9 protein-coding genes are annotated in these 11776 nt (G+C 65.9%); 4 read left to right on the top strand and 5 right to left on the bottom strand.

The window, feature by feature from the left end:
- Positions 1-49: 49 nt before the first annotated feature.
- On the top strand, positions 50-202 hold the full coding sequence (locus IPG63_13160) for a hypothetical protein (GenBank protein ID MBK6728188.1): 153 nt from the start codon (positions 50-52) through the stop codon (positions 200-202).
- Between the two features lie 33 nt (positions 203-235).
- Here IPG63_13160 and IPG63_13155 read toward each other — a convergent pair whose 3' ends face one another.
- Both IPG63_13155 and IPG63_13150 read right to left on the bottom strand, forming a co-directional pair.
- Positions 236-889: a response regulator gene (locus tag IPG63_13155; GenBank protein ID MBK6728187.1), complete on the bottom strand. Its 654-nt coding sequence runs from the start codon at positions 887-889 to the stop codon at positions 236-238.
- A gap of 119 nt (positions 890-1008) precedes the next feature.
- Entirely contained in the window at positions 1009-1722 is a 714-nt protein-coding gene (locus IPG63_13150) for a CsgG/HfaB family protein (protein ID MBK6728186.1), read from the bottom strand.
- 249 nt (positions 1723-1971) lie between these two features.
- Between IPG63_13150 and IPG63_13145 the strand changes: the two genes are divergently transcribed.
- A complete protein-coding gene (locus IPG63_13145; protein MBK6728185.1) occupies positions 1972-2775 on the top strand; it encodes a hypothetical protein in 804 nt (267 codons plus the stop codon).
- Here IPG63_13145 and IPG63_13140 read toward each other — a convergent pair.
- From IPG63_13140 to IPG63_13130, 3 genes are read right to left on the bottom strand one after another with little or no spacing between them, the layout of a single operon-like run.
- The gene (locus IPG63_13140) at positions 2750-4489 is read right to left on the bottom strand and encodes a Mur ligase (protein ID MBK6728184.1); all 1740 of its coding nucleotides are present in this window, start codon (positions 4487-4489) and stop codon (positions 2750-2752) included. The two genes, IPG63_13145 and IPG63_13140, sit on opposite strands and share 26 nt — an antisense overlap.
- A gap of 13 nt (positions 4490-4502) precedes the next feature.
- Positions 4503-7304, bottom strand: coding sequence for a cyanophycin synthetase (gene cphA / locus IPG63_13135; protein MBK6728183.1), 2802 nt, complete (start codon positions 7302-7304; stop codon positions 4503-4505).
- A 21-nt stretch (positions 7305-7325) separates the two neighbouring features.
- Positions 7326-8168, bottom strand: a complete 843-nt coding sequence (locus tag IPG63_13130) for a cyanophycinase (GenBank protein MBK6728182.1) — start codon at positions 8166-8168, stop codon at positions 7326-7328.
- A 68-nt stretch (positions 8169-8236) separates the two neighbouring features.
- Here IPG63_13130 and IPG63_13125 point away from each other — a divergent pair, with 68 nt between their 5' ends.
- Positions 8237-8932, top strand: coding sequence for a sigma-70 family RNA polymerase sigma factor (locus IPG63_13125; GenBank protein MBK6728181.1), 696 nt, complete (start codon positions 8237-8239; stop codon positions 8930-8932).
- Entirely contained in the window at positions 8929-11724 is a 2796-nt protein-coding gene (locus IPG63_13120) for a protein kinase (GenBank protein ID MBK6728180.1), read from the top strand. Before IPG63_13125 ends, IPG63_13120 begins: the two co-directional genes overlap by 4 nt.
- The last annotated feature ends 52 nt before the right edge of the window (positions 11725-11776 follow it).

The raw sequence follows: 11776 nt of genomic DNA, 5'->3' as shown, positions 1-11776 counted from the left end.
CGCGCGCGAGCACGCACGCAGCCACATCGATATTCCCCAGGCACGACCGATGGCAGCCGCGATCGCCTACGCGCTGCACGCTCCGTCGCTGATCCCCGAGGATCCCGCCGAAGTCAGCAACGAGCCGGCGCCGAGCGAACCCGCAATCGAGACGTCTCCGGTAGTTGCAGAGGCAGTCTCGCCACCACCCGCAGCGCCCTGAAACCGCGTTTCCTGCAATCGAAAGAGCCGCGCCCTAGCGCGGCTTTTTTCTGCTGGATTCAACCAGACCGTGCTGGATGGCGAGATGCGTCAGCGCCACGTCGCTGTCGACTTCAAGCTTCTTGAACACGTTGTACTTGTGCGAAGCGATGGTCTTGGCGGTCACATGCAGACGCTTGCCGATGCCCGGCATGTCCTCGCCTTGGGCGAGCGCCACCACGATCTCGATTTCGCGCTTGGTCAGCAGATCGAACGGAGATGACGCCGCGCCATTCATCGCATCCAGCGCCATCGCCTGGGCGATGTGCTGGCTGATGAAGCGGCCGCCGGCGGCAACGGTGCGGATCGCCTGCACCAACTCTTCGACCGGGCAGTCCTTGGTCACGTAGCCGGCAGCTCCGGCCTCGATGAACTTGCGCGGGAATGGCGATTCATTGTGCCCAGTGAGCGCAATGACCTTGCACTCGGCATCGTGCTGGTGGATGCGCGCTGCGGCTTCCAGCCCGCTGATGCCGGGCAGGTGCAGGTCCATCAACACCACCTGCGGCTTCAATTCGCGCGCCAGCTTCACACCGTCTTCGCCGCTGCCGGCCTCGCCAACCACGTCGATGTCGGCGATCTTCGCCAGCGAAGCGCGATAGCCCGCACGCACCATGGCGTGGTCGTCCACGAAGATCACACGAATCATGCGAGTTCCCCTGTGCCCGGCGTCCCGCCCCGATTAGACGCCGCCGCAGCACGATCCTGCAACAAAAAAGCGGGCCGAAGCCCGCTTTTCTTGTCTTGGCCGGTTCGAACCGTCGCGAATCAGTCGTCGAGGTCGAGCGCACCCTTGGTCTTCTCGCGACGGCGGCTTTCCTTGGCGTCGTACTCGGCGACGCAACCGTCCCGCTGGACCATCACGCAATTGAGGTAATCGGTGATCTCGATGATCGCCGCGCGGATCGCCTTGCCAGCCGGCGTCTTCTGCTGCTTGCCGAGCGCGCCGCCAAAACCACCACGCGAGATGCCGATGCTCATGCCGCCGCTCTTGGCATTGCCTTCGACGGTACGCACGAAATCAAGCTCACCGGTGGTGGCATTGATCACACGCAGGTCGACGGCCAGATAGGCATTGGACTTGTTGCCACCGAGCGAGATGCCCTTGAAGCTGACGCCGCCGCCGGTGCTGGCCGTGTCCTCTTCGTAGGCAGTGACGGTGCCGGCGATCAGGTATTGGGCGCCCGTCAGCTTGCCGATCTTGGCGCCGGTACCGGCCGCGACGCGACCCGATGCGGCCAGGTTCTGCTCGGACAGCACGGCTTCGATCTTGCTGCGCTCCAGCACCTTGAAATCACCGGTCGCCGCCAGCTCGTTGGAGACCAGCCCCGCCAGCTCCCAGCCCACGCCGCCGCTCCACCAGGCAGCGCCGGACTCGTTCCGGAACTCGATGACCGCGACCACGGGCTTTCCACCCGCCAGCACCGAACCGGCTCCGAACAGCGCAGCGGCAGCGGCGAAACCCAGCATCAACTTCTTCATGACTCATTATCCTCGGAGTGTATTCGGGCCATTCGGCCATGCGCCGTGCTCGACGCATGGGATCGGGTCGATTCTAGCCGTGGCAATCGCCGCTGCAAGCGCGCCACGCACGACCGTCTGTCGACCCGGGTCTACCGGCAATACGCCAAAGCGATCACGAACCGGTCGGTGCCAATTGTCGTAGAAGGAAAACTCTAAAGCTTGCGTTCAGTTTCGCACCCGGCAATGCCGCCAACCCGAGGTATCCCGATGAGTCTTTCCCGCGCCTTTTCACTTCTGCTTACGACCGCAGCTGCCCCGGTGCTGGCTGGCACCACGATCGACATCGCCGACCGCGATGCCGACGCCCTCGCCGCAGCGATCCACCAGGCGAACCAGTCCGCCGGAGAGACGACGATCCGTCTGGCCCGCGGAGGCCTGTACTTCCTGGCCACGGCCGCTGACGACGAGCGCGAACTCGGCCTGCCCACGGTCACCGGCAAGATCGTCCTCCACGGCAACGACGCCGAACTGCGTCGCTATTCGAACGAGGACTTCGCCCTTCTCGCCGTGGCCAAGGGCGGACAATTGCATATCGACTCCCTGACCATGGCCGAGGGCTCGCGCGGCGCGCTGGTGAACCACGGCGACCTGTGGCTGGACCGGGTCCGCGTGGTCGACAACATTGCCAAGAACGTGCCGGCGATCATCGAGAACTACGGCCACCTGCGGGTAGCCTCCAGCGAGATCAGCTTCAACCAGCTCGCCGCCACCCAGCGCGACGCCGGCACCGTGCTGAACTACGGAACCCTGGAGCTGGCGCGCTCGAGCATCGAGTCAAACTGGATCAGCCGCCGCTACGATTCGCTGATCGCGGCATCGGCGGTGCTCAACCTCGGCGAGCTCCGCTTGGCCGGCGTCAGCATTCGCGAAAACACCGCCAGTGCCGAGGACGCGAGCGCCGCCGTCGGCGCCATCGTCAACGCCGGCAATGGCGCCTATGAAGGCACCGAAGTCACGCTGGAGAACAACGATCCGGTGGACACGGTCACTGCGGCACGGCTGGCGAACTGACCCCGACCATCGAGATCTGCAACAGCCACGCCTGTACCGCCTCACGCGCGGGGCGGGCGTGGATCGGCAAGACCAGTACGTCGCCCGACCGCGCGAGGTCCATGGCGGCTTGGGCCGCATCCAACTCGGGCAGATGCACACTCAGTTGTTCCCGCGCATAACCGCGCGCGAGCAACTGGTCCTGCAGCAAGGCCGGCACGGCACCGGGCGCGCGGCCGCGCAACATGCCATCGATGTCCTTCAGCACGATAAAGGCCGGCTGCGCATCTGCGGCGATATCAGCGAGCGCACGGATGTCGTCGTCAGTGCGATTGCCCGCCTGGCCGAGCACGAGACCCAGCCGACGCTGCGGGAAACGGCGACGTGCGAGTTCAAGCAGGCCCGCGAGCCCTTCCGGGTTGTGCGCGTAATCGAGCAGGACGTCGATGCCACGCGCGTGGAAATGTTGCAGGCGACCCGGGTTGTCCGCGCGTTCGCGACCGAAACTGGCCATCACCGCACGGAGGTGTGCGATGTCGACACCGAGCAACGCCGCCGCGAGTGCAGCACCGAGCAGGTTGTGGATGTTGTAGCGGGCAGCGCCATCGAGCGTCAGCGGCAAGGCGTCGATCTCGCCGAGATCATGCTCGACGCCGGCCAGCGTCAACACGACACGACGCGCGCGCAACCCGCAGGTTGGCATGTCCGCCTTCGCCCACTGGCGTGCCTGCGCCGCGTCGAGCGCGAACCATGCAACCGGCGCCTCGAGCTTCAGTGCGCGCTCGCGCAGCACGCTGTCGTCGGCATTGACGACGATGCGTGCACCGGGACGCAGCGCGCGCGCCAGGGTGAGCTTGACGTCGGCGAGATCGGCGAGCGTGTCGATACCGTATTCGCCGAAATGGTCGGCACTGACATTGGTGACCACGGCGACATCGGCCTCGTCGATCGCGAGACCACGCCGCAGAATGCCGCCACGCGCCGTCTCCAGCACCGCCGCCTGTACACGCGCATCACGCAGCACGCTGCGCGCCCCGGCTGGTCCGGAATAATCTCCGCCCTGCTCACCGACACCATTGAAGAACAGACCATCGGTGCAGCTGTGACCGCAGAACCAGCCCTGCGCACGCGCCATCGCCGCGATCAGGCGCACGCTCGTGGTCTTGCCGTTGGAGCCACTGACCAGCGCAACCGGCACGCGAGCGAGCGACGTCCACGGCACTGCGGCGACCTCGGGCAGCGAGGTCATTGGCCAGCGCGCACTCGTCGCACCGGCGCCGATGCTGAGTTCCTCGTCGTCCCACAACAGCGGCAGCCCGTGCGCGGTGGCCGCAGCGATCAGGGCCAACAGCGCCGGTCGGAGTTCGGCGATCGACGAACGCGACAAGGTCGCACGCGCCGAAGCCTCATCGTCGACTGCAGGATGCGCGGGCGCGTGCATCTCGCAGCGACCGCAGGCTTGCTGCCAGGCCCATTCATTGACTTCGGTCGCGGTGAACAATTGGTCGAGCGGCGCCGCAATCGCGAGCATCGCGCCGCGCCGATGCGGGCGCGCAACGATCGCGTCACCCTGCGGCCAACCCAGCCACGCGCGCGCCTGCTGCACGCGATCGCGCCAGTGCTCGATCTGCGCGGGCGTCGGCATCACCCCCACGGTGTCGAGCACGGCACCGGACGCGGCGAAATACAGGTTCGGGCCGGTCAGCCGGCGCGAGTCTTCGAAGCAGTACGACAACGCCGCGGCCGTCTCAGTCTTCGGCGTCGCGGCTGAAACGCACGCCGCGCTCGTCGCGCACCAGACCATCGAAACTCGCGAGCACGGCCTCGTCGGCAAGCGCCGGCTGGTCCTCGGGCTTGTTCGCCGCCGCGGGCGCCGGCGTGCGTGCCGGCGGACTCGTGCCTTCCGGGCGGAAATAGATCACCTGCTTCCACGATCGCACCAACGCGTCCGCGAAGATCAGTAGCAGGTCTCCGTGCCGGCCCTGCTTGAGCGCGTGGCCGATCGCTTCCTGCTCGTCGGGGATCAAGGTGATCGCGGCATCGCCAACGCCATGACTGCGCAACTGCGCCGCCAGCATTTTCGGCACTTCATCGGCTTCGCGACCGCGCAGCGTGTCATCGCGCCGGCAGATGTAATGATCGAAACGGCCGGCGACGGCATCGGCGATCGCGCGGATGTCCTCGTCGCGACGGTCACCGGGCCCGGCCAGCACGACGATGCGCCGACCAGGCACCTCGAGCCGTTGCGCGAGATCGGCCATCGCCGCCACCGCATGCGCGTTGTGGCCATAATCGAACAGCACCTTGAACGGATGCTCGTTGAACACGTTCATCCGGCCTGGCGCCTGGAAGAAGGTGGTGTCGAAGGTACGCAGGCCCTGGCGGATGGCGTCGAGCTTGATGCCAAGCGCGAACGCCATCGCCGCCGCGAACATGGCGTTCTGCACGTTGTGCATCGCGCGTCCTTCCAGGGTCGCCGGCACAAGATGCGTCCACAGCAGTGGGATATGGCTGCCCTTGTCGTACAGCGTGATCATCTGGCCGTTGACGCCGGCCTCGAGCGCGCAGGCGCGGCCGCCGGCACGGATGTGCTCGCGCACCAGGGCGTGGCTCGGGTTGAGAGTGACGTAACACAGCGACTTGGCGTCGGTGTACGCGCTCATGCGCACCACGTTCGGGTCGTCGGCATTCAGCACCGCGCAGTCCTGCGCCACCTCGACGACGATGCGCTTGACCTCGGCCAGCTGCTCGAGGGTGTCGATGCCCTTGAGGCCGAGATGGTCGGACTGCACGTTCAGCACCGCACCGACATTGACTTCGCGCACGCCGAGGCCAGCACGCACCAGGCCGCCGCGCGCGGTCTCCAGCACGGCGAGATCGATCTGCGGATCGGACAACACCATGCGCGCCGACACCGGCCCGGTCATGTCGCCCTCGACCGTGCGCTGGCCGTCGATGTAGACGCCGTCGGTGGTGGTCAGGCCCGGTGTGTAGCCGGCCATCTTGGCGATGTGCGCGAGCATGCGCGAAGTGGTGGTCTTGCCATTGGTGCCGGTGATCGCCGCGATCGGCACGCGTGATGGCGTGCCCTGCGGGAACAGCATGTCGATGACCGGTGCGGCGACATCACGCGGTGTGCCTTCCGAGGGCGCGACATGCATCCGGAAGCCGGGCGCGGCATTGACCTCGCAGATGCCGCCGCCGATGGCGCGATAACTCTCGGCGATGTTGGTCGACAGGAAATCAACCCCGCCGACATCGAGGCCGATGGCACGGATCGCACGCACAGCCATGTCGCGGTTGTCGGGGTGGATGATGTCGGTGACATCGGTCGCGGTACCGCCGGTGGACAGGTTGGCGGTCGAGCGCAGGTAGATCACGCGCCCGACCTCGGGCACCGATTCGGCAGTGACGCCGGCGCGCGTCATCATCATCTCGGCCTGGGCGTCGAGCACCAGGCGCGTCAGCACCTTCTCGTGGCCGATGCCGCGGCGCGGGTCCTGGTTCACGATGTCGACCAGTTGCGCGATCGTGTGCTGGCCGTCGCCGACGACGTGACCGGGCGTGCGCCGGGTTGCCGCGACCAGCTCGCCGTTGACCACCAGCAGGCGATGGTCGTCGCCCTCGAGGAAGGTCTCGACAATGACCGAACGCGAGATCTCCTTGGCCTTCGCGAAGCCTTCGGCGACCTCCTCGTCGCTGCGCAGGCCAATCGAGATGCCGCGACCATGATTGCCGTTGTAGGGTTTGGTCACCACCGGAAAGCCGATGCGACGCGCGGCGCGGATGGCACCGGTCTCGCTCTGCACCAGTTCCTGGCGTGGCACCGGCAAGCCGAGCGAGCCGAGGATCTTGTTGGTCTCTTCCTTGTCGGACGCGAGTTCGACCGCGATGTGCGGCGTCTTGCCGGTTACCGTCGCCTGGATGCGTTGCTGGTACTTGCCGTGCCCGAGTTGCACCAGCGATTGCTCGTTCAGGCGCAGCCAGGGGATGTTGCGCGCTTCGGCCGCGCGCACCAGCGACATCGTCGACGGCCCGAGCGCACGCCGTTGCGCATACCGGATGAACTCGTCGCGGGCGTCTGCCCAGTGCCAGTCATCGGGCGTGGTCTCGCGATCGCGCAGGTCATCCGGCAACAGCGAGTTCAGCAGTTTCAGCGCGAGTTCGCCGGCCTCGATGCCTTCCTCGCGCTGCGCGTATTCGTAGACCACCGTGTACACGCCGGGTCGGCCATCGATGCTGCGCGTCTTGCCGAAAGTCACGTCTTCACCGGCGCAGTTCTGCAGTTCAATCGCGACGTGTTCGAGCACATGGCCGAGCCAGGTGCCCTCGCCTTCCTTCATGCGACGGATGAAGCCGCCCGGTTCGCGATAGGAACAACCGTGTTCGGCGAGCCCGGGCAAGGCCTGCACCAGCGCATCGACATAACCCGCGCCGAGCTTCGCGGTCGGCCACGCCTCGAGCGCGCCGAGATCGAGCTCGAGCCGGATCACCGGGAAATGCGCATACAGCGAAGGGCCGACATACACCGAACGATCGAGAATGCGCATCGTGAAACTCCCCCGTGGGACTTATTCCTTGGAACGGATCAGCGAACCGGCGCTGGCGCGGCGCGTGTGCAGGTTGAAGGTCGCACCACGCGTGAGCATGTGCAGCTTGAGCCCGAGCAGGCAGACCGGCTGGCCTTCGTCGACCAGGTCCATCGACGAGAACTCCAGTTCCGCCGCATCGACGATGGTGACGCCGCCGGAACCCGATACCTCGAGCGTGTTGTCGGGAGCAATGAAGGCCGCGGTGTCCTCGTCAAGGCCGATGCCGACCGCAAACGGGTTGTACGCGAGCGAGGTGACCAGGCGACCGAGGCGGTCGCGCTGGCGAAAGTGCTGGTCGATCACGAAGCGGTTGGTCAGGCCCAAACCCGGCGCCAGTCGCACCGAACCGGCGATGGCCGAGCCGCCCTCGTCGCCGAACGCGATCATGTGTTCGCTCAGGAAGCTGGCGCCGGCGCTGGTGCCGGCGATATGCACGCCTTCGGCATTGCGGGTGCGAATGCGCTTCGCGATCGGCGTGCCGCCGATGATCGTGGCCAACCGCAGCTGGTTGCCACCGGTGAAGAACACGCCGGTCGCGGCGTCGAGGCGATCGAGGCGGCTTTGCTCGTGGGCATCGCGGCGGGTATCGAAGTCCATCGCGTCGGCGCGTGCGGCACCGAGTTCGCGGAACAGCTTCTCGTACCTGGCGCCGGTGTCCTTCATCCGGCTCGCAGTCGGAATCACCACGATGTCAGCCTGTGCTCCACCGCAGAGTTCGACAAAGCGCGACAGGATTTCCGGCCCGTCGGTTTTCTCCTCGGCGCCACCGATCGGAATGATCCATCCACGTTCGGCACCTTCGGGGACTTTCGCTGGACACATACGGCATTTTCCTCGGACGACAATGGGCTGGAACTTAGCACGGGCACCACATTCCGCTCACCCTTCGCGTGGCCGACATCGCGCTGCATCGAAAGCCCCGTTCGCCCTCCTGCAACCGCGCCTTTACCTTCACAACGGGCGACCACTATATTTCCCCATGCACCCGGAACAGCAGCCAGCGCAGCATGCGATCCTCCAGCACCAGTCGGCTCGGCGCCAAGGCAGAAATTACGCAATTGCTGCGCCGTTGGCAGAACGGTGACGACGCCGCCCGTGAACAACTGGTGGAATTGGTCTACGACCAGGTGCGCGCCATTGCCCGCGGCGCCATTCGCCAACACCCCGGAGGCACGCTGTCTGCCACCGATCTGGCGCATGAGGCATTGATACGACTACTGGGCGAACAGGCCGACTGGGAAGACCGCCGCCACTTCTACAACGTGATTGCCCAGGCCACTCGTCAGCTCCTGGTCGATGCCGCGCGACGCCGACAGCGGCAAAAGCGCGGTGGCGGCGTGGTTCCAGAAGCGCTTTCCGCTGCCGAGAACGTGGCGATTTCCGAGGATGACAACCTCCTTCGTCTGAACGAAGCCATCGAGAAGTTGATCCTGCGCGATCCACGCAGCGCCCAGGTCATCGAGCTCAGCTACTTCGGCGGACTGGAGCGCAGCGAAGTAGCCAGCGCATTGGGTCTGTCGGTGCCGACGATTGATCGCGACCTGCGCTTCGGACGCGCATGGCTCAAGCGAGCACTGGAAGCATGAACACGGACAGCAACCCGGCGCGACGCGATGCACAGTGTGAGCGATTCGCAAAATTGGTCGAGCTACCGGAAGCAGAGCGCGGCCAAGCCCTTGCGGCAATGGCCATCAGCGACGTCGAACGCATCGAGCTTGGCCAGCTGCTGGCCGCCGACGCCATCGCTGATGAGGCATTGGATGCCAGCGTATCGAGCTGCGCGAAGCAGACCTTCGCCCCGTCGCGCGCAGGTGATCGATTCGGGCCTTGGCGGGTCCTCGGCGAAATCGGGGCCGGCGGCATGGGCACCGTGTTTCTTGGCGAGCGCGCCGATGGTCACTTCGAGCAAAAGGTCGCGATCAAGCTGTTGCGAGGCTTCCCCACCGCGGATGGCCGACGCCGGCTGCGGCAGGAGCGCCAGGTACTGGCGCAACTGGATCACCCCGGTATCTGTCGACTCATCGACGGCGGCGAAACCGACGACGGCCAGCCCTACTTCGTCATGGAATTCGTGGAAGGCGAGCTGGTCACCGCTTTCGCGGCGCGGCGCGCATTGCTCCTTCCCGCGCGCATCGAGCTGATCGACCTGATCGCCCAGGCGCTCGCGCATGCGCATCAGCGCCTGGTCATCCACCGCGATCTCAAGCCCGCCAACGTCATGGTCGGTAGCGATGGTCGGCCCAAACTGCTCGATTTTGGTGTCGCCAAACTGATCGACATCGACGCAGCGGCAGACGCCACCTCCACACGCGTCTGGACACCGGGTTACGCCAGCCCGGAGCAAATCGCCGGAAGACCGATCACCACGGCTAGCGACGTGTTTGCGCTCGGCACACTGCTGCGCGAACTGCTCACTGGCGAACGCCCGGACACAGTCCGGAGTGCGGCGGAACTGCTGCCGGTGGCCATCGATGCAGATCTCGCTGGTCTTATCCGCAAGGCAACCGCGGAGGATCCCGCACAGCGCTATGCCACGATCGAAGCCTTTCGCGACGACCTGAGCCGCTGGCGCGACGGGCGCCCGCTGCGCGCAGCACGCGATGACTTCAGTTACCGCCTGAGGAAATTCCTGCAGCGGCATCGCATCGCGACCAGCTTGGCATTGCTGGCTGTCGTCGCCTGCGCGCTGTTTGTGTGGCAGCTTGCGTTACAGCGCAACCGCGCAGTGAGCGCCGAGCAGCAGGCTCAGCAAGCACGCGTCCAAGCCGAAGCTTCGGCACTGGAAGCAGGCAAACAGCTCGACCGCTCGCGCCAGGCGATCGAGTTTCTCTCGTCGATCTTCAAAGCCGGCGACCCGGACCAGACCCTGGGCAAGATGATGACGGCAAGAGATCTGCTGGACGCCGGCGAACGGCAACTGCAATCGTCGCCGCCAGCCGACGCCGGCGTGCGTGACGATTTCGCGGCATTGCTCGCCCAGCTCTACTACAAACTTGGCGACAATCAGGGCGCATTGCGCATGCTCGATATCGCGCTTGGCGCGGCGCCGCCACGTGATCGCAGCGAAGCGCTGGAGTTCGCACTCCGGCAGGAGATGCGCATGGGGGTCCATCTCGCGCAGGGCGATGCAAAAAACGCGAGGGTCGCTGCTGAAGCCGCGGTGGCTCTGCGTGACCGCTGGGCACCGAATGACGAACCGGCGCGCATCGCCAGTCTCTGGGCGCTCAGCGAGGTGCGCAAGGCCGAGGGCGATCTTGAAGGCGCCAACCGGCATGGGCTAGAAGGCCTGCAATTGGCCGATCGCAGCACGGGTTACGCGCCAATCTTGCTGATCAATCTGCTCGGCACGCTGGCCGATTCGGCATCGCAGGCCGGAGACGCTACCGCAGCACTGACCTACGCCGATCGCATGGCGCGCGAGATCGCTGCAAACCCCAACATCGAGCGTTCGCGTCAGGTATGGACGCAGCAACTGCGTTCCCGCGCACTGCAAAGTCTGGGACGACTCGCCGAAGCAGAGCTCGCGCTGCAAGACGCCATCGATGCACAGACGCGCCTGATCGGCGACCGCGGCTTCGCGAGCGCGCATCTGATCAACGACCTCGGCTTGCTGCAGGCCAGTGCCGGCCGCTTCGATCGCGCCATTACCTCGTATCAGGCCTATGCCGAATTGATGCGCCAATCCAGCGACCGCAAACCCGAGATGGATACCGTCTTCCTCAACAATGTCTGCGACGCACAGAACGGGCTGGGCGACTACGCGGCGGCACTGTTGAACTGCGAGCAAGCGGTGCGCCTGATCCGCCAACGCTCCGCACCGCTGGCGCCCGACCGGCTTGCCGTGGAAAGCCAGTACGCGCGCACCCTCGGATTTGCGGGGCGCGCGCAGGAAAGTCTGCTGCTGTTCGACGACGTGATCGCGCGCGCCATCCAGGCCTTCGGCGAAACCTCGGTGCCGGTGGCGGTCGCCCGCTTTCGTGCCGCGCGCGTTGCGCTGCTGGCCAACGACCCGAAGCGCGCGCACCAACTCGCGGAGCAGGCGCAGCAGAGTTTTGTCGCGCAGTTCGCCTCACCTCACCCGTGGCGCGCACGCGGTGCGCGGCTTCTGGGTTTGATCGCGCTCGAAGATCGCCAGCCCGACGACGCTGCCAAAGCGCTGGCGGAGGCCGCAGTCGAGATCAAAGGCAGTATTCCGCCCGAGCACATCATCCACTTGCAGCTGGTCGCCGACCAGGCCGAACTCAGCAAGCTGCGCGGCGATCCAGCGCAAGCGAAGGCACAACTGAATGGCGTGCTGACCGCACTGCGTCGTGCCTCCGCCGCGATGGAAGTCGATCGCGTGCGGGCCGAGCGCTTGGCAAAAACGCTGGGCTTGTAGCACGACGCCCAGAGCATTCGCGCGCCGACGATCGCATTACGACGAAGATGAT

Source organism: Lysobacterales bacterium, from assembly GCA_016703225.1.
Taxonomy (GTDB): Bacteria; Pseudomonadota; Gammaproteobacteria; order Xanthomonadales; family Ahniellaceae; genus JADKHK01.
This window is presented reverse-complemented; position numbering and strand designations above follow the sequence as displayed.